This window comes from Phenylobacterium immobile (ATCC 35973), assembly GCF_001375595.1.
Lineage (GTDB): Bacteria > Pseudomonadota > Alphaproteobacteria > Caulobacterales > Caulobacteraceae > Phenylobacterium > Phenylobacterium immobile.
The window spans coordinates 272,134-294,267 of record NZ_CVJQ01000001.1; the positions used below are offsets into that span (position 1 = coordinate 272,134).

The window sequence follows — 22,134 nt, forward strand, 5'->3', positions numbered from 1 at the left end:
AATCAGCATTGCCTTCGCTGCAGCGCAACAGACTTGCCCAAGCTTATCCGAACACCGCTTGCCAGAGCGTGCGACCAGGTATGAAGGCGATCAACAGATTGATCGCAAATCCCCCATAGAACAGTCCCATCATCATTCGCCGGTGCCGCGCGACTGACCGGCGCCGCGCTGCGATGACCGCCAAGGGCAGGATGAGGAAGGTCCAGCCGGTGAACAGATGCAGCAGCGACCATCCGCCGTGGTTGAGCTCGGTGATGAAGATCGACGATCCGGCGACGGCCGCCACCAGCGCCACCCAGGTCCATCCGGCCGCGCGGTGAAACGCCCGCCCCTTGCGCACGACCATCAGCGCTGCGCCCAGCGCCACGGCCGCGAGCGCCGCGTAGAGATGGATCTTGATCACGGGAGAAAGGGCGCCGAGGAGAGCCCAATCCGGCGCGTGGGGCGTGGCGGTCAGCGCCCCCTGGACGATGCGGCCGCCCAAGGGCCCCATGGCGCCGGTAAGGATGACGCCGACGACGACCATGCTGAGCGCGAAGGTCGGCACGAAGCCGACCCGCTTGGTCGGGCTCGATTGCGAAAGCTCTGACATGCTATCTCCCATCTCCTGCGCGGGGGCGTCCTCGCCGTCGCGGTCTAGGAGTTTGGCTTGACGGCGGACGGGGCGATGGACGAGCGGCGATACGCGGGATGACGGATCGGGTTCGTCAATCGCCAGGGCAGGCGGCTCGCGCTTCGCGAAGCGCCGGCTGGTTCGCGCGCTATGTGGCGACGCCCGGCGTGGTGGTCGGCCTGTTCCTGAGCATCATCGGCGCCTACGGCTCCGACCGCATGGCCTTCGGCGTGCGCAGCGCCTACTTCATCGCCATCGCCATGATTGCTTCCGCCATGGGCGCGGGCATCTTCAAATTCCTGCAGCGCCAGGCATGGATCGGCGGCCGCTGGCTGCGCGGCCTCGTCGCCGCTCTGGTGATGACCGCGCCCATGGGCATAGTGGTCTGGCTAGCCCAGCGCCTTGTCGATCCGCCGGGTCCGCCGGTCTCGGCTCTTCCGGCCTTCATGGCCTTCTCGCTGGCGACTTCGCTGTTCTTCTGCCTGGTGGTCGCCGCCCTGCGGGCGATCCCCAAGGCCACAACCCTGCCCGAGACCACCTCGACTCTAACGCGCTTCCTCGACCGCTTGCCGCCCCGTTTGCGCGGCGGCGACATCTGGGCCGTCGAGGCCGAGGACCACTATCTGCGCCTGCACACCTCGCGCGGTCAGGACCTGATCCTGATGCGCCTGGTCGACGCCGTCGCCGAACTGGCCGAGATCGAGGGCGCGCGCGTCCACCGCTCCTGGTGGGTGGCCCGCGACGCCGTCGCCGAGATCCGCCGCCGCGACGGTGGCGCGACCCTGGTCCTGAAAGACGGCTGCGAAGTTCCGGTCAGCCGCCCGAACGCGCGAACGCTGAAGGGGATGGGCTGGTACTAGGCCCTTCGCCGCATCCGCCAGTCCTCGCGGCTCTGGCCCCAAACATCGATCACGAAGTCCAGCGGCGCCGGCAGGTGAGCGCGGCGCAGCAGCACCGACCCCAGTCGTTTGGCCACGGCGACGGAGGGCGTATTCATCGGGTCGATGGTGTGGATCACCTCGTCCCATCCCAGGGTGTCGAAGGCCCAGTCGATCGCCGCCGCCGCGCCCTCGGTCGCATAGCCCTTGCCCCAGGCGTCCGGGCTGAGCCCCCAGCCGACCTCGGTGCCCGGCCAGCCCTCCGGCTGCCACGGCCCCAGCCGGCCGATCCATTGGCCGCTGCCCTTCTCGATCACCGAGAACATCGAAAAGCCCCGCGTCAGCCAACCGCCGGACATGGTCGCCATGTTGCGCCAGGCCATCTCGCGCGTCAGCGGTCCGCCCAGAAAGCGCTGCGCCGCCTCACTGGCGTTCAGCTGCGCCCAGGCCTCGAAGTCGCTGGGTTGGGGCAAGCGCAGGATCAGCCGCTCGGTCTCAATGACAGGTCCGGTCATGGAAATTCTCCGAAACGAAAGACGGCCCGCCAGTCTCCCGGCGGGCCGTCTCTTCAGACGAGCTGAACCGCGGGGCTTAGAGCAGGTCCTTGATGGTCTCGCGCTCGCCGACCAGTTCATAGTTGGTCAAGGCGATCTTCGACTTGGCGAAGTCGTCCATCTCGTAGCTCTCGATCACTTCGAACGAACCAGCGGTCGTGGTCTTCACCGGCATGCCGGCCCAGACGTCGGGGTTGAAGCCGTAACGGCCTTCCGACTTCACGGCGACCGAGTGGATGGCGCCGGGCGTCGACAGATCGCGCACATGGTCGATCAGGGCGTTGGCCGCCGAGGCAGCCGACGACTGGCCGCGGGCGTCGATGATCGCCGCGCCGCGCTTGCCGACGGTCGGCAGGTATTCGTTCTTCAGCCAGGCTTCGTCGCCGATCACCTCGGCGGCGGCCTTGCCGCCGATCTTGGCGTGGGTGAAGTCGGCGAACATCGTCGGGCTGTGGTTACCGTAGATGAAGAGGTCGGAAACCTCGTTGATCGACACGCCGGCCTTCTTGGCCAGTTGGGCGCGGCCGCGGTTTTCGTCCAGCCGCACCATGGCGGTGAAGCGGTCGGCGGTCAGGCGCTTGGCCTGGGCCGCAGCGATCATCACGTTGGTGTTGCAGGGGTTGCCGACCACCGCGATGCGGGCGTCGTCAGCGGCGACCTTGTCGATCGCCTGGCCTTGGCCGATGAAGATCTTGCCGTTGTCCTTCAGGAGGTCGGCGCGCTCCATGCCCGGGCCGCGCGGCTTGGAGCCCACGAGAAGGCACCAGTTGGCGTCCTTGAAGGCGACGTCGGCGTCGCCGGTCAGAACCATGTCCTGAAGCAGCGGGAAGGCGCAGTCCTCCAGCTCCATGGCCACGCCCTTCAGGGCCTTCTGCGGGCCTTCCACCGGGATCTCCAGCAACTGCAGGATGACCGGCTGGTCCTTGCCCAGCATCTCGCCCGAGGCGATGCGGAAAAGGAGGGCGTAGCCGATGTTGCCGGCGGCGCCCGTGACGGCCACGCGAATGGGGGTCTTGCTCATGTGCTCATGCTCCGTATGAGGTTCGACGGCCCCATCTCCCCGAAGCCGTGGTCGGGGGCTGCGTTAGCGCATATGAAGCCCCGCCTGCAATACATGCGGACATACCATGGATCTCCATCCCGCCTTTCCCGCCACTTCCCACGCCCTCGGCGAGCTTCCGCTCTGCCATGCCCGGCTGCAGGCGGACGCCCGCTTCGCCTGGGTCGTACTGATCCCGCGCGTCGCAGAGGCGCGCGAGATCGAGGACCTGTCGCCGCCGGACCGGGCGGCCCTGATGGATGAAATCATGCTGGCCTGCGCCGCGGTCCGCGCCGTCGGCGACGCCCTCGCCCGGCCGGTCGAGAAACTCAACATCGGCCAGCTCGGCAACGTGACCCCGCAACTCCATGTCCACGTCGTCGGCCGTCGCGCCGACGATCCGGCCTGGCCGGGGCCGGTGTGGGGCCATTCGCCGGCGGAGGCGTTCAGGCCATCCGCGCTCGAGGCGGCGCTGGCCGCGGCGCGCAAGGCGCTGAACCCTAGGGCTGGCTGATCCGGCGAAGCGTCGCGGAAACGCGACGCCCGGACTCGTCGATCTCTCCGCTCAAGCTTGTTCCCGAACCCTGGAAAGTCGCGGTCACCCCCTCAAAGCGCAGGACGGTGGACGCGCCGGACCGCTCGATCTGATCTATGAAGCCTGAGGCGTCCGGTTGGCCCGGCCGGCGGGGATCGCGCCAGGCGCCCTCGACCACGCCGCGGCCACGATCGGCAAGCTGCAGCCGGTAGAGCTCCCGCCCAGAGGGGTCGACGACGACCCAGCCGCCGTCCATCGGCCCCTGGAATCCTTGCGCCGAGGCGAAAGAGGCGCGCAGTCGAGAGGTGTAGGCAAGATCGCGGACCGTCGGCGGGCCATCAGGGCTTTTTCCAGTCTCATCAAGCCGCGTCGGCGCACCCGACGTCGAGGGCCCGTAGGGCGCAGGCCGATAGGGCGCGACCTGGGAGTAGGGGATCGGCGCCGCGGGCAATGCGGCTTCAGGATGCGGCTCGATCCGGGCGGGCTGCGACGCCAGGTCCGGCTCTTCCATCTCAGGCGTCATCCGGCCCAGGATGTCGCCAATCGGATCGCTGCCCGGGGCTGGACTTTGTGCGCTGGCCGGCGCCAGCAGCGCCGCCCAGGCCAAGCCCCCGACCACGATCCCCCAAACCTTCATCGCTTAGCCGTCCTTCGCCGAAATCGCCTCGCTCAAGGCCACAACCCGCAGGGCCGCGTCGCGATGCAGCCGCTCCACCATCCGACCATCGACCTTGAGCACGCCCTTGCCGGCATTCTCGGGCGAATCGAAGGCCTTGACCACCGTCCGAGCCCAGATGATCTCGGCCTCATCAGGCGAAAAGGCGGCGTTGGCGGCGGCGATCTGAGTGGGATGGATCACCGTCTTGCCGTCAAAACCTAGGTCGCGGCCCTGGCTGCATTCCGAAGCCAGACCGCCCGGGTCAGCGATGTCGTTGAACACCGCGTCGAGGATCGCCAGGCCATTTGCGCGGGCGGCGATCACCGCCAGCGTCAGGACCGGCGCCAAGGCTGTGCGCCCGGCGCGCGCACCCATCTCTGCGGCCAGATCGTTGACGCCCAAGACCCAGGCCGTGACGCCGTGCTGTGCGCTGGCGCGGCCCAGAGCGTCGAGGGCCAGGACGCCCGCGCATGTCTCGATCATCAGCCAGAGGGGGGCTCCAGCCGCGGCGTAGGCGGCGACGTCGGCGGCGCTGCGGATCTTCGGCGCCAGAACCGCGGCGGGACCGGCGTGAGCGATTGCGGCGAGATCCGCAGACCCCCATTCGGTGTCTAGCCCATTGACACGAACGACGAGTTCTCGGTCGCCAAAGCCGCCGTCGCCGATTGCGCGGACCGCCGCCGCCCGGGCCTCGTCCTTGGCGTCGGGCCCGACCGCGTCCTCTAGGTCAAGGATCACGACATCACAGGGCAGGCTGCGAGCCTTTTCGACGGCGCGAGCGTTCGACGCGGGCGCGTACAGCACGCTGCGACGCGGGCGGATTTTTGCGGCGCTCGGCAATGGTGTTCCTTCCAGCATCGGCTAGGTTTGTCCCATGAGCACACGCCCAGACACCACCCGGCAAGAACCCGGCGCCAAGAATGTCCTGGGCACGGACCTCGTCCCCTGCGGCGTCGATCCCATCACGGGCTTCTACCGCAACGGCTGCTGCGAAACCGGCCCGGACGACACGGGCTTGCATACCGTCTGCGCCGTCATGACCTCGGAGTTCCTGGAATTCTCCAAGGCCGCGGGCAACGACCTGTCGACACCCATGCCTGACCATGGCTTCGATGGCCTGAAGCCCGGTGATCGCTGGTGCCTGTGCGCGCCGCGCTGGAAGGAGGCGCTCGACGCCGGCGCTGCGCCGAAGCTGGTGCTGGAGGCGACCCACGAAGAAACCCTGGCGATCGTCACCTTGGGCGTGCTCAAGGACTACGAGGTCAAGACCTAGAGCGGATATTCCGCCTCGAGGGCGTAGCTGGAGCCATCACGGCCCAGGTGGCTGGAGTAGAGGCCGAACCGGTCGACGCGGATCGGCGGCGATTTCAGCAGATTGTTGGCGACGATCCAGGCCGCCACGTCGGCGGGTTCAGCGCGGCGCACATAGGCCAGCGTCACATGGGGCCGATAGGTTCGCGGATCCGCCGGCAGGCCGGCGCGGCGCGCGGCGCCTTCGCAGGCCCTGGCCAGGCGGCGAAGCATTGGGTTCTCAGCGACTCCGGCCCATACAGCATCCACCTCATCGCCTTCGCCGAAACAGCCTGCGCCCTCGAGGATGATCTCGAAAGGCTGGGCGGCGATCACCGCCAACTCGGCGTCCAGGTCGCGCGCGACGTCTTCGCGGATCTCGCCGATGAAGCGCAGCGTGATGTGCAGCGCCTCCAGCGGGCGCCAGCGAGCGCCCTTCAAGCCTGTCTGGCGGGTCAGCAGGGCGGCGCCGGCGTCAGGTGGGATCGCAAGGGCGGCGAACAGGCGGATCATGTCGTCATCCAGGCACGTCTGTGACAGCGCGTTGCTGGAAAACCCTCTCTCGCGAAGGGGCTTGCGCAGCGGCGGCATGGTCACGATATTTGGGGCTGCGTCCAATGGGTGACGCATCGAATTTAAGGGTTTTGCTCTCATGAGCGACTTCAACCGCGGCTACGCGCGCACGATCCCGGCGGATCGCGCCGACATGTCGGTGGACGCGGGCCTTCGCAGCTTCATGCTCGGCGTCTACAACAAGGTGGCGCTGGGTCTCGTGGTCTCGGCCGCTCTGGCCTGGCTGACCGGCCAGTTCGCACCCGTGCAGGAACTTCTGTTCCGCATCACCCCTGATGGCCGCCTCGCTGGCTACACCATCCTCGGGATGGTCGTGGCCTTCGCGCCGCTCGCCGTCGTCGTTTTCGGCATGTTCGGCTTGAAGAACGCCACGCCGCGGACCTCGGGCGTCTATTATTGGACGATCGTCGCCCTGATCGGCGCATCGCTCGGCGTCCTGACGCTCGTCTACACCGGCGCTTCGATCGCCTCGACTTTCCTGATCACAGCCGCCGCCTTCGGCGCGCTCAGCCTGTTCGGCTACACGACCAAGAAGGATCTGACCGGCTTCGGCAGCTTCCTGATGATCGGCCTGGTCGGCCTGATGCTGGCTTCGGTGGTCAACATCTTCCTGCACTCGGGCCCGATGCAGTTCATCATCAGCGTCGTCGGCGTCCTGGTCTTCGCCGGCCTCATCGCCTACGACACCCAGCGCCTGAAGATGACCTACTATGAACTGGGCGGCGACCAGGCGGCCATGGGCGTCGCCACCAACTTCGGCGCCCTCAGCCTCTACCTGGACTTCATCAACCTGTTCCAGATGCTGCTGCGCCTGTTCGGCGACCGCCGCTAAGTCCGGATCTGGTCCGAAACAAGCGAGGCCCTGGCGGGCGACCGCCTGGGCCTTTTTTGTTGCGCCGCGTCGTTAGTCCACCACCGTAAAGCGGCCCTTCTCGAAGAAGCGCAGAACCTGCTCCAGTTCGTGGCCGCGGCGCAGAACCATCTCGCCCTCGCCGATCACCGCCCAGGCGCCCTGCTTACGCGCCAGCGCCGGGCGCTTCTCGATCCGGTAGAGCGGCCGCTCGGACGCCCGGCGAAACACCGAGAAGACCGCGGCGTCGCTGAGGCCGTCCATAGCGTAGTCGCGCCACTCACCGGCCGCGACCATGCGGCCGTAAAGGCGAAGCAGGCGGTCGAGTTCGCGCCGCTCAAAGAAGACCTGTCGCCCTTTCGGCGAGGCGTCCATCGTCATGGTCCGCAAGACTAAACCGGTTTCCCAGAGCGCAGCTAGGCTCTCACTCAGGAAATACAGCGCCGTGAAAAGACCTTATTCCGGCCCAGCGCCCGCCCGATGACGCCTCGATATTGCAATGGTCGGTTGGTCAGAAACCTCTGGTCCCGGATCCTGAACAGCCCCCCCAGCCCCCCTGGATCGGCGGACTGGCCAGCCGACGCACCAACCAGAGCCCCTCGAACCCGCGCGGTCCCTCTCCAGCCGTGCGGGTTTTCGATTCTAGGGCCGCATCCCCGTCGATGCCCATCCCAATCGAGTCTTCCAACGATGCCTAGGACTTCGGTTCGCCGACGCCGATGATCCGGCCGCCCTTGGCGCTCTGGACGATGACCGCGGTCCTCAAGCCCGCGTCCGTCGCCGGTGGCAGGCGGTAGGCGGTAGGCCGGCCACGCCAGGCGCCCAGGCGTTTAAGCTCATGAACCACATTGCGGTGGGTGATGGTCTGGCCGCGGTTGTCGCCGCTGCGGACCTCGACTTCAGCCTCCCGCGGATCATAGCGCACCATCCAGACCTCGCCAGACAACCGGCTGCGGGCCGAGCCCACGTCCACGCGGCGCTCGTTGATAAAGCGGATGTCCGGCGGATCGGACGGACTGCGCGCCGCGGCGCGGACCAGCTGCTCGACGGCATCGGTCTTCACGCCGCCAGCCTGCCTGCGGCCGTTCACCACGACCTGGGGCGTATAGGGCTCGCGAAGAGCGAAGCTGGCCACATAGGCCTTCTGCCGCTCGGCGAACTCTGGCTTGGCGAAGGTGTCGCTCCAGCCGAGGTAGTCCCAGTAGTCGACGGGGAAGGTCAGGGCGAGCACGCCCGGCTGGTCGGCCAGCTTGCCGACGAAGGCGTTGGCCTCGCCACAGGAGGCGCAGCCCTGGGCTGTGAACAGCTCCACGACCACCGGCGGCCGGGCGGCCGCCAGGGTTGGGGTGAAGAGCAACAATGACAGGAGGAGCGCGGCCGTTCGCATCGCCGCGCACTTAATCCGAGAAGCGTGAACTTGGGGCTTCAACACGACGTGAGGATCGGCGGCGGGCTTCGCCTTGGCAAGCCCGCCGCCGCACCTTCAATCATTCAGCCGCGATGGCCGCGCCTTCGGCGGCGAGGTTGCGCAGCACGTAGTTCAGCACGCCGCCGTTCTTGAAGTACTCAAGCTCGGTCGGGGTATCGATGCGGCAACGCACCGGGAAGCGGGCGATGCGGCCGTCCGACGGGCGGTACATCTCGACGATCAGCTGCTTGCGCGGCGAGACCTCGGTCAGACCGCGGATCGTGACGATTTCTTCGCCCGTAAGGCCCAGCTTGTGCCAGCCGTCCTGCAGGAACTGCAGCGGCAGCACACCCATCCCGACCAGATTCGAACGGTGGATACGCTCGAAGCTTTCGGCGATCACCGCGCGCACGCCCAAAAGCTTGGTGCCTTTGGCCGCCCAGTCGCGCGAGGAGCCCGTGCCGTATTCCTTGCCGGCGAAGACCACCAGCGGACGGCCTTCGGTCTGATAGCGCATGGCCGCATCGTAGATCGACATGGTGTCGCCCGAAGGGAAGTGCTTGGTCACGCCGCCTTCGATGTCCGGGGTGATCCGGTTGCGGATCCGGATGTTGGCGAAGGTGCCGCGCATCATCACTTCGTGATTGCCGCGACGCGCGCCGTAGCCGTTGAACTCAGACACCGGCACCTGGCGGTCGAGCAGATAGACGCCCGCCGGCGATGTCGCCTTGATTGAACCGGCCGGGGAGATGTGGTCGGTCGTGATCGAGTCGCCGAACACGCCCAGAACACGGGCCTCGACGATGTCGGTCACCGGCGCCGGCTCCATGCCCATGCCTTCGAAGTAGGGCGGATTCTTCACATAGGTGGAGCCGGCCGACCATTCATAGGTCTGCCCGCCCTTCACCTTGATACCCTGCCAATTCTTGTCACCCTTGAAGACGTCGGCATAGCGGGTGGCGAACATCTTGTTCGTCACGTGTTTGCGCTGAAGCGCGCTGACTTCGGCCGCCGTCGGCCAGATGTCCTTCAGATAGACCGGCTGGCCGTTCTTGCCCTCACCCAGCGGCTCATTAGCCAGGTCGATGGTCATGGTGCCAGCCAGCGCATAGGCCACCACCAGCGGCGGCGAGGCCAGGTAGTTGGCGCGCACGTCCGGGTTCACGCGGCCTTCGAAATTGCGGTTGCCCGACAGCACCGAGACGGCGACCAGGTCGTTCTTCTGGATCGCTTCGGACACCGGTTCCGGCAGCGGGCCGGAGTTGCCGATGCAGGTGGTGCAGCCGTAGCCCACCAGATTGAAGCCCAGCGCGTCCAGGCTCTTGGTCAGGCCGGCGGCCTTCAGATAATCGGTTACAACCTGCGAGCCGGGGGCCAGCGAGGTCTTCACCCAGGGCTTCACCTGCAGACCGAGCTCGACCGCCTTTTTGGCCACCAGGCCCGCGGCGATCAGCACGCCGGGATTGGAGGTGTTGGTGCACGACGTGATCGAGGCGATGACGACATCGCCATTGCCCAGGTCGTAGTTCTCACCCTCGACCTTGTAGCGCTGAGCCAGGCCTTCCGGCTTGCCGAAGGTCTCACCGGCGAGGTGGCCCTTGAAGTCGGAGCCGGCTTCGGTCAGCAGCACGCGATCCTGCGGACGCTTCGGACCGGCCAGCGACGGGACGACAGCGGCCATGTCCAGCTCGAGGCTGTCGGTGAACACCGGTTCCGGATCGGTCGGCTCGCGCCACATCCCCTGCGCCTTGGCGTAGGCTTCGACGAGGGCGACGCGCTCTGGCGCGCGGTTGGTGGCGGCCAGGTAGTCGATGGTGGCTTGCGTCACGGGGAAGAAGCCGCAGGTAGCGCCGTATTCTGGAGCCATGTTGGCGATCGTCGCCTGGTCTTCCAGGGTCATGTGGGCCAGGCCTGGGCCGTAGAACTCAACGAACTTGCCGACCACGCCCTTCTTGCGAAGCATCTGGGTGACCGTCAGCACCAGATCGGTGGCCGTCGTGCCTTCCGGCAGCTGGCCGTCCAGGCGGAAGCCGATGACTTCCGGGATCAGCATCGGGATCGGCTGACCCAGCATGGCCGCTTCCGCCTCGATGCCGCCCACGCCCCAGCCCAGAACGGCCAGGCCGTTGATCATGGTGGTGTGGCTGTCGGTGCCGACGACGGTGTCGGGGTAGGCGATTTCCGGACCTTCATCCGAATTCGTCCAGACGGTTTGCGCGAGGTACTCAAGGTTGACTTGGTGACAAATTCCGGTGCCGGGCGGCACGACGCGGAAGTTGTTGAAAGCAGACGAGCCCCAGCGAAGGAAGTTGTAGCGCTCGATGTTGCGCTCATACTCGCGCTCGACGTTTTGACCGAAGGCCTTGGCGGTGCCGAAGTAGTCGATCATCACCGAGTGGTCGATCACAAGGTCGACCGGGGTCAGCGGGTTGATCTTCTCGGGGTTCGCGCCCAGGGCCGTCATGGCGTCGCGCATGGCCGCCAGGTCGACGACGGCCGGCACGCCAGTGAAGTCCTGCATCAGCACGCGGGCCGGGCGGAAGCTGATTTCGTGCTCGACCGAGCCTCGGTTCTCGACCCAGGCGGCGACCGCCTTGAGGTCGTCGCCGCTGACCGAGTTGTTGTCTTCAAAGCGCAGGAGGTTCTCGAGAAGCACCTTCATCGAGATCGGCAGACGCGAAACACCGGAAAGTCCGGCTTCCTCCGCCGCCGGGAGGCTGTAGTAGACGTAGGTCTTATCGCCCACCACCAATTCGCGGCGAGTGTTCAGGCTGTCGATAGACGCCATTTGGGAGATCCTCTCTCTGTTCCCGGTCGCTCAAACATCGCTCCGGAAGTCGCGCGCTTATGGACTCGGACACACAGCGTCCGACCCTGCGCGGCGTGCCTCCCCGAAGACGGCGCCGACGGCCGCGGGCTTCATAGGACGAAGAACCCCCCACGTCCATGCACAGGCTTGCGTGGGCTTCCGCGGGCGCGCCCGCGCATGATCGAGATCCTGACCCTCAGCGAGGTCGCCCTGTCGCGGGGCGGCCGGCGCCTTTTTTCCGGGTTGTCGCTCACATTAGCCGCTGGTGAGGCCTGCGCGCTGACCGGGCCGAACGGCTCGGGCAAGACCAGCCTGCTTCGCGCTGTGGCCGGGCTTATTCCCCTGCACGGCGGCGAAATCGCCTTCGGCGGCGCCGATCCTGCTGAGGTCCGCGGCCGGGCTCTGCATTTCCTAGGCCATCTCGACGGGCTGAAACCCGCCCGCACCGTGGTCGAGGAGCTGGAGTTCTGGGTGCGTTGGGCCGGCGGCGCGCAAGCGGGCCTCGACGCCGCCATAGCAGCCCTGGAGCTGACACGGCTTCTGCCCCTGGAGATCCGCCGCCTGTCGGCCGGGCAACGTCGTCGCGTCGCGCTCGCACGTCTGATCGCCACGCCGCGGCCGCTGTGGCTGATGGATGAGCCTCTGAGCCCGCTCGACGCCGCCTGGCGCGCGCGACTCGGCCACATCATGGCTCAGCACCTTGCGGCTGGCGGCCTGATCCTGGCGGCGGTCCACGACGCCTTGCCGATCCGCGCGATCAGCCTGGAGATCGCGCCGTGACCGCGCTGGCGGCCCTCCTGCGCCGCGAGATCGCGCTGGCCTGGGGCCACGGCGGCGGGGCCCTGGTGGGGGTCGGCTTCTACCTCGGCGTCGCCGTCCTCCTGCCCCTGGCGATCGGCTCGGAACACCAGCGACTGGCCGCCGTCGCCGCGGGCGCGGCCTGGGTGGCCCTGGCGCTCGCGGCCCTGCTCTCCCTCGACCGTCTGTTCGAGCGCGACTTCGAAGACGGCGCCCTGGACCTGATTCTCCTGTCCGACACCCCGCTCGAGTTGGTCTGCGCGGTCAAATGCCTGGGCCAGTGGATCGCCACCGCCGCTCCGCTCGCCCTGGTCGCCCCGCTGGCCGCCATCGCCCTCGGCGCGGCGCCGTCGCTCAGCCCCTTGATCTTCGCCTGCGCCCTGGCCGGCGGGCTCGCCTTCGTCTTCCTGGGGGGCGTCGGCGCGGCGCTCAGCCTGGGCGCGCGCCGCGGCGGACTGCTGACCGCCGTGATCGTCCTGCCCCTCTTCACCCCGCCGGTGATCTTCGGCGGCGCCGCCCTTGACAGCTTCGCAGGCGGCCTGCCCTGGACCGCCGGCCTGGTCCTCCTCCTCGCCTACGCCGCCGCGGCCGTGGCGCTCGGCCCCCTCGCCATGGCGGCGGCCTGCCGCAACGCGGTGAGCTGAATGACACCGGCCATCACCGCCGGGATGAGCCGTTGAAATATTCTCGCGGCCAATGTTTCGCCCGCGACACCCGCCCGACGTAACGCCGACACGCGGGGATGTTCTAAGCTTCGCCGGGGACGTGAAGACAAGGAGCTCGTCGATGACGAAAATACATCTGCTGGCGGCCGCGGCCGTCCTGACCACCCTGACTCTTGGCGCGGCCGTACAGGCCCAGCCCGCGCCGCCGCCCGCGCCGATGCGCGCCGAACGCCCGGTCACCAGCCCAGCTGAACGCCTGCGGACCCTGCTGCAGCTGCGGCCGCAACAGGAAGGCGCCCTGCAGACCTACGTGGCGGCCGTGAAGCCCGATCGCGAGAAAATGCGCGCCAAGATGGCCGAGCGTCGCGCCGAGCCGCGCCCAACCAGCACGCCCGACCGGATCGCCAGGCGCCAGCAGATGTTGAGCGAACGCCAGGCGCAGATGGCCAGCCACGACAGGGCGACTCTCGCATTCTACGGTCAGCTGGACGCCAAGCAGAAGGCGGTGTTTGACACCCTCGGCCAACGACACGGCCGCAAGTTCGCCGTGCGAGACGGCCGCGACGGCCATGGCTTCGGCCCGCAAGGCCCGCACCGCCGCGGTCCGCGCGGCCCGATGGGCGCCCCCCCGGAAGGTCCGATGGCCCCGCCGCCCGCCGGCTGATGCCGACCCCCGTGGGCGAGCGCCCCGCTTGCCCACGGCCTCCGCTTGAGGCTAGTGCGCGTAATGCTTCCCGCGCCGGCGTTCCTGTCCAATCCAGAACGGTTCATGGCCTTTTCCCGCTGGGCCTCGCCGATGTTCGGCGCGATCGCGGCGGCCTTGGCGCTTGCCGGCCTGTGGCTCGGGTTCACCGCCCCTGAAGACTATCAGCAGGGCGACACGGTGCGGATCATGTTCATCCATGTGCCCGCCGCCTGGTTGGCGCTGTTCGCCTATTCTTGCCTGGGCGTCGCCAGCTTCCTGGCCCTGGTCTTCCGCCACGCCCTGGCGGACGCCGCCGCGCGCGCCGCCGCGCCCCTGGGCGCCGGCTTTACCCTTCTGGCCCTGATCACCGGCTCGCTTTGGGGCCGGCCGATGTGGGGCACCTGGTGGGAGTGGGACGCGCGGATGACGTCGGTCCTGGTCCTACTCCTTTTCTACATCGCCTATATCGCCCTACGCGCCGCCATGGACGACGAGGCCAAGGGCGCGCGGGCCGGCGCGATCCTCGCCCTGGTCGGCCTGATCAACCTGCCCGTCGTCCACTGGTCTGTGACCTGGTGGAACAGCCTGCATCAAGGCTCCTCTGTGTTCCGCGCTGACGGGCCCTCCATGCCCGCGGTCTTTCTGGCGCCCCTGCTGCTGATGGGCCTGGCCTATACGTCGGCTTTCGGATCGCTATGGCTGGTGCGAATCCGCGGCGAGGTCTGGCGTCAGCGGGCCGCCGCCCTCTACCAACGCCTCGCCCAGGACTAGGCCCATGCTTGATCTCGACGCCGGCAAATACGCGGCCTTCGTCTGGCCGGCCTTCGCCATCACCGCCCTCGTCTTCGTCGTGATGATCGCAGCCTGTTTGAACCACGCCCGCCGCTGGCGCGCCCGCGCCGAAGCCTTAGAGCGCGACGGCCGATGAGCCGTTGGCTAGCGCTCGCGCCCCTGCTTGTATTGCTCGCGCTGGGCGGCCTGTTCGGGCTCTATGCGCTGAACCGCAACCCGCAGGTCCAGCCCCAGGCCTTGGTCGGCAAGGCCGCGCCGGCGTTCTCCCTGTCCTCGCTGGACGACGGCGCTCCGACCCCGATCGTCGAGACTCCCGGCAAGGGCCCTGTCCTCGTCAACTTCTTCGCCTCCTGGTGCGCGCCCTGCGAGATCGAGCATCCGGTGCTGATGAGCCTGAAGCGTCGCGGCGTGGCGATCACCGGCGTCGCCTACAAGGACGCGCCGGCCAACACCCAGGCGTTCTTGGCCCGGCTGGGGGATCCCTTCGCCCGGCGGCTGATCGACCGCGACGGCGCCGCGGGCATTGACTTCGGCGTCACCGGCGTACCCGAAACCTACCTCATCGGCGCCGACGGGATCGTCATCGCCAAGCATACCGGTCCGCTCAGCGCGGCGGCGGCGCAGTCGCTTTTGAGCAGGACCGCGGCTGATTGACCACAGTTTCGGTGGAACAGCCGGGGCTCCGGCGAGTTTGCCGCCTATGAGCTTAGGACGAGACAGAGAGCAAAGGCTGCGTGACGAGGCGCAAGCGCTTTGGCGCGCCCTGCGCGACGGGGAGCCGCCGGTCGACGCCAGCGCTGATGACCTGTTGTCCACGCTGCTCAGCCAGATCCCGGCCGCGCCAAGCTACGACCGCCTGCGTTCGCCCTACCTGCGCCACTCCCAGATCGCCCGTCCTGTAGGCGATTAGGCTGAACGGGCAGGTCTAAGCCGCCCGCGCCTCCGCCAGCTTCAGCTTCTTTTTGCTGTCCTTGGTCTTACGGCCCTTGGCCTTGGATTGAGGCTCTTCGATCAGGTCGCGCAACACCTTCAGCAGGGTGTCCTTACGGCCGCCGCCGGCGATGCGCTTCAACAGGCGCGCATCCGCCGCCGCCACCTTGGGCGCGGCGTCCAGCAGGGCGGCCCGGCCGGCGTCGGTGATGCGGATGGTGTTGGCGCGCCCGTCGAGCACCGAGCGTTCACGCGCCAGAAAACCCTTGGAGATCATCCGCGCGGCCATGTCCGCCAGGGTAGAGCGGTCAATGCCGGTGGCCCGAACCAGATCGGCCTGAGTCGCGCCTTCCTGCGCCGCGGCGGCGCTGAGCACGGCGAACTGGCGCTGGGTGATGGCCTCGGCGCCTAGTTCCTGGCCGTAGATGTCCAGGGCGACCTGTAGGGCGCGGTGCAGAAGGTGACTGGGAGAGCGGTCTAGCGCCGGCAACCCCGCGCCCCTCGACTTGTCCTTAGCCATGCGTCCGCGCCCCCTGCTAGCAAGCGCCGCGCAGGGTAGCTGACTTGTACGTCTGATTTACGACGGACCCGGAGGGTCTCTCTACTCCGTGGGCGGCGGCGGCGGCTTGTCGGTCTTGAGGTGCTTCATCAAGAGCGGCGTGTGCGCCAGCGAGAAGGCGAAGGTCAGGATCATCAAGCCCGGAAAGCGGAAAAGCACCCAGGTCGCATCGGCCTGCGTGCGCCAGACGATCTCGTTGAGCGCCGCCAGGAATAGGAAGAAAAGGGCGTAATTGACGGTCAACCGCTTCCACGTCGCCTCTGGCAGATCGAAGGCGTCCGACAGGATCAGCTTCAAGGGATTCTTCTTAAGCACGAGGCCGCCCAACAGCAGGATCGCAAAGAGGGTGTTCATCACTGTCGGCTTGATCTTGAGAAGCCGCGTATCGTGAAACACCAACGCCAGGCCGCCGAAGACCAAGGCCGCGCCGCCGGCGATCAAAGGCACAGGGGCCAAGCGTCGCTCCACCGCAACCCCGATCACCAGAGCGACGGCAGAGGCCGCCACCAGCGCCCACGTCGCTGTGGTCATATCCCGCCCAGAGACGAAGAACGCGATCAGGAAGGCGACGAGCGCCGAATAGTCCACAAACCAGCGGATCCAGGAGGCGGAGGTCCTGGCGGTCGTCTTGGCCGGGGTCTCCGTCATCGGATCGGCTCCGCTAAGCCCACCAGGGAGCGGGCGAAGGCGTGGGGGTCAAAGGGCTGCAAGTCATCAATGCCTTCACCGACGCCGATCAGCTTGATCGGGCTGTCCGAGGCCTGGGCCACGGGCACCAGGACGCCGCCGCGGGCGGTGCCGTCCAACTTGGTCATCACAATCCCGGAGACGCCGATCTGGTTGCCGAAGATGTTCTCCTGCGCCAGCGCATTACGACCCACAGTGGCGTCGAGCACCAGGAGGGTCTCGTGCGGCGCGTCGGGGTCCAGCTTCTTGACGACGCGGATCACCTTGTGGAGTTCGTCCATCAGCCCCTGCTTGTTTTGCAGCCGGCCCGCTGTGTCGACAAGGACGACATCATAGGCCTGCGCCTTGGCCCGTTCGAGGGCTTCATACACGAGGCCGGCGGCGTCGGATCCTGTCGGTCGGGAGATGAAATCAGCCCCGGCCCGGTCGGCCCAGACCTTCAGCTGCTCGACCGCGGCGGCGCGGAACGTGTCGCCGGCGACGATCAGCACCTTGGCGCCACGTCCCCGCAGATCACTGGCGATCTTGCCGAGCGTCGTCGTCTTTCCAGACCCGTTCACACCGATGAACAGCACCACGTAGGGCCTGGGCCCCGAGAGCGGGTCGAAGTCGCCCTGCCGGCTTGAGAGCTCGTCACCGATCGCCTGGGCCAGCGCTTCCTTGATCTCGGTCGCATCGATCTGCTTGCCGAACCGGCCTTGGGCGAAGCGCTCGGTGATCCGGGCGGCTGAGTGCGGACCGAGGTCGGCCTCGATCAGCATTTCCTCCAACTCGTCCAGCTTGGCCTGGTCGAGGGGCGCCTTCGCGGAAAAGGCGTCCGCCAGCTGCTCGGTCATCGCCTTGGAGCTGCGGGTCAGGCCGTCGCTGAGACGCTGGAACCAGCCGCGTTTGGGTTCGGTCATGGCCGGGTTCTAGCGACTTGCGATCCGCCGCGCGAGCCCGCAAACCTTCCCGATGGACGCGCTGACCGCCACCCTCACTGTGCTCGACTACGGCGCCGTTGCTGTCTTTGGCGCGACTGGCGCGATCGCCGCAGCCCGGCGGCAGCATGACATCATCACCTTCGGCTTCTTCGCCGCCGTCACCGGCGTGGGCGGCGGCACGCTGCGCGACCTTCTTCTGGATACGGACGTCTTCTGGGTGGCCAAGCCCAGCTATTTGGTCGCCTGTCTGGCCGCAGCCGCCGCCGTCTGGGTGTTCGGCGTAGGCGCCACGCGGTTTCGGCTGCTGCTCTGGCTCGACGCCCTCGGGATGGCCGCCTACGCCCTGGTCGGCGCTGCAAAGGCCCAAGCGCTGGGCGCCCCGCCGTTCAGTTGTGTGGTCATGGGGGTGCTCACCGCGACGTTCGGCGGCGTCATCCGTGACGTGCTGGCCGAAGAGCCCTCGGTGCTGCTGCGGCGCGAACTCGCCGTGACCCCTGTGCTCCTGGGCGCCTCAACCTTCGTGGGTCTAACCGAGCTCGGCGCGCCCCTCGGCCTTGCGGCCATGGTCGGCTTCGTCTCCGCTTTCGGCGTCCGGGCCGGCGCAATCTTGCAGGGTTGGTCGCTGCCGGGCTTCCGGGGGCGGACGCCCTCCCCGCATTAGGCGGTGGCCAGCGCCCGACGTCCGTCGTGGCCAGCGATGGTCAGGGCGGCCATGGCGCCGGGCTCCGTCGCGCATGAGAAGGCGATCTCGGTGAAATCCGCCGCCCGGGCGACGCCTTCGCGCTCGACCAGCACCTCCAGCGTCCGGCCGACCTGGCCATCCAGATGACGCGCCAGCGCGGCGTCGCCCGCCGCCCGCAAGCGCGCAGCGCGGGCCTTGACCACCGCCCGCGACACTTGCGGCATCTTCGCCGCCGGCGTTCCCGGTCGCGGACTGAAGGGGAAGACGTGCAGGAACGCCAGACCCGCTTCTTCGACCAGCGCCAGAGTGTTCTCGAACATCTCGTCGGTCTCGGTCGGGAAGCCGGCGATCAGGTCGGCGCCGAAAGCCGTGTCCGGTCGCACCGCGCGCACATCGGCCACCAGCCTGAGCGCATCGGCGCGACTGTGGCGGCGCTTCATCCGCTTCAGGATCATGTCGTCGCCCGCCTGCAGCGACAGGTGCAGATAAGGGGCGAGCCGCGGCTCCTCCGCCAGGCACCGCATCAGGTCGGGGTCGATCTCGGCCGCGTCGATCGACGATAGACGCAGCCGCGGCAGGTCGGGGACGAGCTTGAGGATGCGCGCCACCAGCTGCCCCAGCGTCGGCTGGCCCGGCAGGTCCTGACCCCAGCTGGTGATGTCGACGCCGGTCAGCACCACCTCCAGATAGCCCTGGGCCGTCAGCTTGCGGATCTGTTCGACCACCTCGCCCGCCGCCGCCGATCGCGAATTTCCGCGGCCAAAGGGGATGACGCAGAAGGTGCAGCGGTGGTCGCATCCGTTCTGCACCTCCACATAGGCCCGGGCGCGATCCTTCAGCCCGTCGATCAGGTGGCCGGCGGTCTCGCGCACGCTCATGATGTCGTTGACCCGCACCCGCGTAACCGGCGCGTGCGTGTCGATGCGGTAGGCGCCGGCCCCGGTCTTCTCGGCGTTGCCCAGCACCAGGTCGACCTCGGCCATGCCGGCGAAGGCGGCGCTGTCGATCTGCGCGGCGCAGCCGGTGACGATGACCTTTGCGTTGGGCCGCTCGCGCCGCGCCTTGCGGATCGCCTGGCGCGCCTGGCGCACGGCCTCGCCGGTCACCGCGCAGGTGTTAAAGACGACGGCGTCCTCCAGACCATCCTCTGCGGCGCGCTGGCGGATGACCTCGCTTTCATAGGCGTTCAGTCGGCAGCCGAAGGTGACGATCTCTACGGTCACGGAAGCTCGCCGGCGAAATCGACGGCGGCAGGACCGGTCATGATGACGTGGCCGTCGTCGCGCCAGTCGATGAACAGCTCCCCGCCGTCAAGCACGACTGTCGCCTCGCGATCGGTCAAACCGCGGCGGGCCGCGGCGACCAGGGCCGCGCAGGCGCCCGTGCCGCAGGCCCTGGTCAGGCCAGCGCCACGCTCCCAGACGCGCAGACGGATGCGGTCGCGATCCAGGATCTCAGCGAAGCCGACGTTCACGTGCTCAGGAAACAGAGGATGGCGCTCGACCATCGGACCGGCGGCGCGGATCGGCGCGGCGTCGATGTCCGGCACGAAGAACACCACATGCGGATTTCCCATGGAGACACAGCCCGGCGGCGCCATCAATACGGCGTGCTCGAACAGGACGACGCCCAGCGCCTCAGTGTCCTGCTCGGAGGCTAGCGGAATCTGTTCCCAACCGAGGCCCGGCTCCCCCATATCGACGCTGACCAAGCGCTCGCCCGCGCGTGCCGCGATCAGCCGGCCGGCCTTGGTGTCGATGACGACCTCATCGCTCCCCGCCTGCTGCATGAGGATCCAGCCCGCGCAGCGTGTGCCATTGCCGCAGGCCGAGACTTCCTCTCCATCGGCGTTCCAGAACCGGACAAAGGCCTGCGCGCCGTCGGCGCTGGGCGGATCGATGGCGATGACTTGATCGCAACCAATCCCGCCGTCACGCACGGCAATGGCGCGGATCTCTTCCGGCGTCGGCGCGAAGGGCGCGGACTTCGTCTCGACCACGACAAAATCGTTGCCGAGGCCGTTCATCTTCAGGAAGGGGCGGGTCATGGCCGCGCTATATAGGCGCAAAGCCCCCGCAACGCACGCCTACGCCGTCTCCACCGTCAGATGGACGATCTCGTGGACCGTGGCGACGCGGTGGCGCACGACCGCGTGGCTCGCGCCGGTGACGCTGACGATGGCGGCGTGGGCCGTAGGGCCGACGCGCCAGACATGCAGGTCGGTGATCAGGGCGTCGCCCGGACCCTCAACCTCCTGGCGGATCTCGGCCTCCAGCTTCGCATCGCAGGCGTCGAGCAGCACGGCCGAGGTGTCACGGATCAGGGTCCAGGCCCAGCTGAGGATCACCGCGGCGCCGACGAGGCCCATGAGCGGATCGAGCCAGACCCAGCCCAAGAACCGCCCGCCCAGAAGGGCGGCGATCGCCAGCACGGACGTGAGCGCGTCCGCAAGCACGTGGACGTACGCCGCGCGCATATTGTTATCGTGAGCCTTGGGCGCGCGCCCATGGTCGTGATGATGATCATCATGGTCGTGATGAGCATGCCCATGATCATGTCCATGCCCGCCATGGCCATGGGAATGGGAATGGCCGCCGCCCAGCAGCAGCGCGCTGACCAGGTTCACCAGCAGGCCGACAATGGCGATGATCGTCGCCTCGCCGAAGGCCACAGGCCGCGGATCGACCAGGCGCTGCACCGACTCCACGCCGATGCCGATGGCCACCAGACCCAGGATCAGCGCCGACGAGAACCCGGCGAGATCGCCCACCTTGCCCGCGCCGAAGCTGTAGCGGCCCGACCGCGCGTGCCGCTTGGCGTAGGCGTAGGCCGCCGCCGCCAGCGCGAGCGCGCCGGCGTGGGTCGCCATGTGGAAGCCATCGGCCAGGAGCGACATGGAGTTGAACGCGATGCCGGCGACGATCTCGCCCGCCATCATGGCGGCGGTCAGCGCCACCACCCACAAGGTGCGGCGGGTGTTCTCGTCGTGCTGCGGGCTTAGGTAGACGTGGTCGTGGGTCATGGAGGCGCTCCTACTTGCCGTACCGCCGCACCGCCGCGATCAACTCGCGTGCGCCGTCGGACCGCTCGACCTCGGTAAGACCAGGCTTAGCGACGTGTTCAATGACATGCTCCTCGACCAGCTCGTCCATGAGGCCGAGCACCGCGCCGCGGACGCCGGCGACCTGATGGAGGATGGCCGAACAGCCCGCCTCATCGCTGATCGCCTTCTCAATCGCGGCGACCTGCCCGGCGATCCGCCGGATGCGGGCCAGGAGCTGGGCCTTGTGTTCCGTGGTGTGCGACATAGGGTACCCCCCTATACCATCTCGGCACGATGTGAAACCTTTCCTTCTCCCCTTGGGGGAGAAGGTGGCGGCCGCAGGTCGACGGATGAGGGGTCTGCTTCCCCATCCGCGCGACAGCAGATCCGCTAACCAGCGACCTCACAGTGACCGCCAACGGCTTCCGCGTGCTTCGCTTCTCGAACAGTCAGATCAACGCCGTGGATCATCAGGTCCAGCAGGCGATCATGGCCGCCATCGGTTTGAAATCCGCGCTGGATGACTGAACCCCTCTGCCCTTGTGGGAGAAGGAAGGGGGCTACCGCCCTACCCTCACACCTTCTCGATCGCGCTCGCGGCTTCGTCCAGCAAGGCGACAACTCGGTCAATTTCGTCGGCCGAGATCGGCCGGCGACCCAATCGCGCCTTCAGCGCGAAGTCGAGGTTGGCGCGGGCCCGCATGATCCGCGGACGGATCGTGTCGGCGCCTTCGCCGGCGCTGTCGATGCGCGCCATCATGGCGGCGATCTGGGCGCGGTTGACTTCAAGTTCGGCGAAGCCGGCTTCGGTCAATTCAAAGAGCTTGCGGGCGCTTTCGCCGTTCTGCGGCCGGATCAGACCTTCGTCTTCGAGCAGTGACAGCGTCGGATAGATGACGCCTGGGCTCGGCCGATAGGCGCCGCCGGTGCGATCCTCCAAGGCCTTGATCAGTTCATAGCCGTGGCGCGGTTGCTCTTCGATGAGGGCAAGGATCACCAGGCGAAGATCGCCGTGACCCAGGACGCGACCGGGACGGCCCCGGCCTTCGCGACGACCTTCAGGCCGCTCGCCGCGCATGCCAGGACCGCCGAAGGGATGACGGCCAAAGCGCTTATGTTCGTGATTATGGAAGTGTCTATGCATCTTCGATCCTATTTCGATA

The 22,134-nt window shown here is 67.7% G+C and carries 30 protein-coding genes; 13 read left to right on the top strand and 17 right to left on the bottom strand.

The features are described 5' to 3' along the window. Positions 1–43 precede the first annotated feature (43 nt). Positions 44–592 (bottom strand): DUF2306 domain-containing protein, encoded by a 549-nt coding sequence (locus BN1313_RS01250; protein WP_176695855.1) that lies wholly within the window; start codon positions 590–592, stop codon positions 44–46. Between the two features lie 98 nt (positions 593–690). On the opposite strand from BN1313_RS01250, the gene BN1313_RS01255 reads away from it, so the two are divergent. Next, positions 691–1,473 (top strand): LytTR family DNA-binding domain-containing protein, encoded by a 783-nt coding sequence (locus BN1313_RS01255; protein WP_245620051.1) that lies wholly within the window; start codon positions 691–693, stop codon positions 1,471–1,473. Here the strand turns inward: BN1313_RS01255 and BN1313_RS01260 are convergent. Next, positions 1,470–2,006 carry a GNAT family N-acetyltransferase gene (locus BN1313_RS01260; RefSeq protein ID WP_091735505.1) on the bottom strand — a complete coding sequence of 179 codons (537 nt, stop codon included), beginning with the start codon at positions 2,004–2,006 and terminating at the stop codon, positions 1,470–1,472. The genes BN1313_RS01255 and BN1313_RS01260 overlap by 4 nt on opposite strands. Before the next feature lie 76 nt (positions 2,007–2,082). Then, entirely contained in the window at positions 2,083–3,066 is a 984-nt protein-coding gene (locus tag BN1313_RS01265; RefSeq protein WP_091735508.1) for a malate dehydrogenase, read from the bottom strand. A 106-nt stretch (positions 3,067–3,172) separates the two neighbouring features. Between BN1313_RS01265 and BN1313_RS01270 the strand changes: the two genes are divergently transcribed. Next, complete coding sequence (locus tag BN1313_RS01270) at positions 3,173–3,598, top strand: HIT domain-containing protein (protein ID WP_091735511.1); 426 nt, start codon at positions 3,173–3,175, stop codon at positions 3,596–3,598. Here the strand turns inward: BN1313_RS01270 and BN1313_RS01275 are convergent. Continuing rightward, positions 3,585–4,256, bottom strand: a complete 672-nt coding sequence (locus BN1313_RS01275; RefSeq protein ID WP_091735514.1) for a hypothetical protein — start codon at positions 4,254–4,256, stop codon at positions 3,585–3,587. The two genes, BN1313_RS01270 and BN1313_RS01275, sit on opposite strands and share 14 nt — an antisense overlap. A gap of 3 nt (positions 4,257–4,259) precedes the next feature. Beyond that, positions 4,260–5,117 (bottom strand): HpcH/HpaI aldolase/citrate lyase family protein, encoded by an 858-nt coding sequence (locus tag BN1313_RS01280; protein ID WP_245620052.1) that lies wholly within the window; start codon positions 5,115–5,117, stop codon positions 4,260–4,262. A gap of 34 nt (positions 5,118–5,151) precedes the next feature. Here BN1313_RS01280 and BN1313_RS01285 point away from each other — a divergent pair, with 34 nt between their 5' ends. Beyond that, complete coding sequence (locus tag BN1313_RS01285) at positions 5,152–5,550, top strand: DUF2237 family protein (protein WP_091735521.1); 399 nt, start codon at positions 5,152–5,154, stop codon at positions 5,548–5,550. On the opposite strand, the gene thpR is transcribed toward BN1313_RS01285, so the two are convergent. Then, positions 5,547–6,080: an RNA 2',3'-cyclic phosphodiesterase gene (gene thpR, locus BN1313_RS01290; RefSeq protein WP_091742080.1), complete on the bottom strand. Its 534-nt coding sequence runs from the start codon at positions 6,078–6,080 to the stop codon at positions 5,547–5,549. The genes BN1313_RS01285 and thpR overlap by 4 nt on opposite strands. 139 nt (positions 6,081–6,219) lie before the next feature. On the opposite strand from thpR, the gene BN1313_RS01295 reads away from it, so the two are divergent. Then, positions 6,220–6,972: a Bax inhibitor-1/YccA family protein gene (locus BN1313_RS01295; RefSeq protein WP_091735524.1), complete on the top strand. Its 753-nt coding sequence runs from the start codon at positions 6,220–6,222 to the stop codon at positions 6,970–6,972. Between the two features lie 72 nt (positions 6,973–7,044). On the opposite strand, the gene BN1313_RS01300 is transcribed toward BN1313_RS01295, so the two are convergent. The 3 genes from BN1313_RS01300 to acnA all read right to left on the bottom strand — a co-directional run bounded on the left by BN1313_RS01300 (position 7,045) and on the right by acnA (position 11,186). Further along, a complete protein-coding gene (locus BN1313_RS01300; protein WP_425414981.1) occupies positions 7,045–7,365 on the bottom strand; it encodes a DUF2794 domain-containing protein in 321 nt (106 codons plus the stop codon). Between the two features lie 319 nt (positions 7,366–7,684). After that, positions 7,685–8,377: a DUF1223 domain-containing protein gene (locus BN1313_RS01305; protein WP_091735529.1), complete on the bottom strand. Its 693-nt coding sequence runs from the start codon at positions 8,375–8,377 to the stop codon at positions 7,685–7,687. Positions 8,378–8,477: 100 nt separating this feature from the next. Continuing rightward, positions 8,478–11,186 (bottom strand): aconitate hydratase AcnA, encoded by a 2,709-nt coding sequence (gene acnA, locus BN1313_RS01310; protein WP_091735532.1) that lies wholly within the window; start codon positions 11,184–11,186, stop codon positions 8,478–8,480. Between the two features lie 198 nt (positions 11,187–11,384). Here acnA and ccmA point away from each other — a divergent pair, with 198 nt between their 5' ends. From ccmA to BN1313_RS01345, 7 genes are all read left to right on the top strand, one after another. Further along, entirely contained in the window at positions 11,385–11,987 is a 603-nt protein-coding gene (ccmA, locus tag BN1313_RS01315; RefSeq protein WP_091735535.1) for a heme ABC exporter ATP-binding protein CcmA, read from the top strand. After that, the gene (ccmB, locus tag BN1313_RS01320) at positions 11,984–12,649 is read left to right on the top strand and encodes a heme exporter protein CcmB (RefSeq protein WP_091735538.1); all 666 of its coding nucleotides are present in this window, start codon (positions 11,984–11,986) and stop codon (positions 12,647–12,649) included. Before ccmA ends, ccmB begins: the two co-directional genes overlap by 4 nt. Before the next feature lie 142 nt (positions 12,650–12,791). Then, positions 12,792–13,334 (top strand): Spy/CpxP family protein refolding chaperone, encoded by a 543-nt coding sequence (locus BN1313_RS01325; protein ID WP_176695856.1) that lies wholly within the window; start codon positions 12,792–12,794, stop codon positions 13,332–13,334. A 63-nt stretch (positions 13,335–13,397) separates the two neighbouring features. After that, complete coding sequence (ccmC, locus tag BN1313_RS01330; protein WP_091735544.1) at positions 13,398–14,126, top strand: heme ABC transporter permease CcmC; 729 nt, start codon at positions 13,398–13,400, stop codon at positions 14,124–14,126. 4 nt (positions 14,127–14,130) lie between these two features. Continuing rightward, positions 14,131–14,283 (top strand): heme exporter protein CcmD, encoded by a 153-nt coding sequence (ccmD, locus tag BN1313_RS01335; protein WP_091735548.1) that lies wholly within the window; start codon positions 14,131–14,133, stop codon positions 14,281–14,283. Continuing rightward, positions 14,280–14,801 carry a DsbE family thiol:disulfide interchange protein gene (locus tag BN1313_RS01340; RefSeq protein ID WP_091735551.1) on the top strand — a complete coding sequence of 174 codons (522 nt, stop codon included), beginning with the start codon at positions 14,280–14,282 and terminating at the stop codon, positions 14,799–14,801. The genes ccmD and BN1313_RS01340 overlap by 4 nt, the downstream gene beginning before the upstream one ends. Before the next feature lie 46 nt (positions 14,802–14,847). Next, positions 14,848–15,057 (top strand): hypothetical protein, encoded by a 210-nt coding sequence (locus tag BN1313_RS01345; protein ID WP_091735554.1) that lies wholly within the window; start codon positions 14,848–14,850, stop codon positions 15,055–15,057. Between the two features lie 15 nt (positions 15,058–15,072). Here BN1313_RS01345 and BN1313_RS01350 read toward each other — a convergent pair whose 3' ends face one another. The 3 genes from BN1313_RS01350 to ftsY form a co-directional block, all read right to left on the bottom strand. Then, positions 15,073–15,597, bottom strand: coding sequence for a MarR family winged helix-turn-helix transcriptional regulator (locus tag BN1313_RS01350; protein WP_091735558.1), 525 nt, complete (start codon positions 15,595–15,597; stop codon positions 15,073–15,075). An 81-nt stretch (positions 15,598–15,678) separates the two neighbouring features. Next, positions 15,679–16,284 (bottom strand): inner membrane-spanning protein YciB, encoded by a 606-nt coding sequence (locus BN1313_RS01355; protein ID WP_091735561.1) that lies wholly within the window; start codon positions 16,282–16,284, stop codon positions 15,679–15,681. Next, positions 16,281–17,225: a signal recognition particle-docking protein FtsY gene (gene ftsY / locus BN1313_RS01360; RefSeq protein WP_091735563.1), complete on the bottom strand. Its 945-nt coding sequence runs from the start codon at positions 17,223–17,225 to the stop codon at positions 16,281–16,283. Before ftsY ends, BN1313_RS01355 begins: the two co-directional genes overlap by 4 nt. Positions 17,226–17,277: 52 nt before the next feature. Between ftsY and BN1313_RS01365 the strand changes: the two genes are divergently transcribed. Beyond that, the gene (locus BN1313_RS01365) at positions 17,278–17,907 is read left to right on the top strand and encodes a trimeric intracellular cation channel family protein (protein ID WP_091735566.1); all 630 of its coding nucleotides are present in this window, start codon (positions 17,278–17,280) and stop codon (positions 17,905–17,907) included. Here the strand turns inward: BN1313_RS01365 and mtaB are convergent. Genes mtaB through BN1313_RS01385 form a run of 4 tightly spaced genes read right to left on the bottom strand, consistent with a single transcriptional unit; the run spans position 17,904 to position 21,236 of the window. Further along, entirely contained in the window at positions 17,904–19,151 is a 1,248-nt protein-coding gene (gene mtaB, locus BN1313_RS01370; protein WP_245620054.1) for a tRNA (N(6)-L-threonylcarbamoyladenosine(37)-C(2))-methylthiotransferase MtaB, read from the bottom strand. The two genes, BN1313_RS01365 and mtaB, sit on opposite strands and share 4 nt — an antisense overlap. After that, positions 19,148–19,975, bottom strand: coding sequence for a diaminopimelate epimerase (gene dapF, locus BN1313_RS01375; RefSeq protein ID WP_091742083.1), 828 nt, complete (start codon positions 19,973–19,975; stop codon positions 19,148–19,150). Before dapF ends, mtaB begins: the two co-directional genes overlap by 4 nt. A 39-nt stretch (positions 19,976–20,014) precedes the next feature. Then, on the bottom strand, positions 20,015–20,950 hold the full coding sequence (gene dmeF, locus BN1313_RS01380; RefSeq protein WP_091735572.1) for a CDF family Co(II)/Ni(II) efflux transporter DmeF: 936 nt from the start codon (positions 20,948–20,950) through the stop codon (positions 20,015–20,017). A gap of 10 nt (positions 20,951–20,960) precedes the next feature. Then, positions 20,961–21,236, bottom strand: a complete 276-nt coding sequence (locus BN1313_RS01385) for a metal/formaldehyde-sensitive transcriptional repressor (protein WP_091735575.1) — start codon at positions 21,234–21,236, stop codon at positions 20,961–20,963. A 143-nt stretch (positions 21,237–21,379) separates the two neighbouring features. On the opposite strand from BN1313_RS01385, the gene BN1313_RS16690 reads away from it, so the two are divergent. Continuing rightward, positions 21,380–21,499: an endonuclease domain-containing protein gene (locus BN1313_RS16690; RefSeq protein WP_218054301.1), complete on the top strand. Its 120-nt coding sequence runs from the start codon at positions 21,380–21,382 to the stop codon at positions 21,497–21,499. 46 nt (positions 21,500–21,545) lie between these two features. Here BN1313_RS16690 and BN1313_RS01390 read toward each other — a convergent pair whose 3' ends face one another. After that, positions 21,546–22,115, bottom strand: coding sequence for a PadR family transcriptional regulator (locus BN1313_RS01390; RefSeq protein ID WP_218054302.1), 570 nt, complete (start codon positions 22,113–22,115; stop codon positions 21,546–21,548). Between the last annotated feature and the right edge of the window lie 19 nt (positions 22,116–22,134).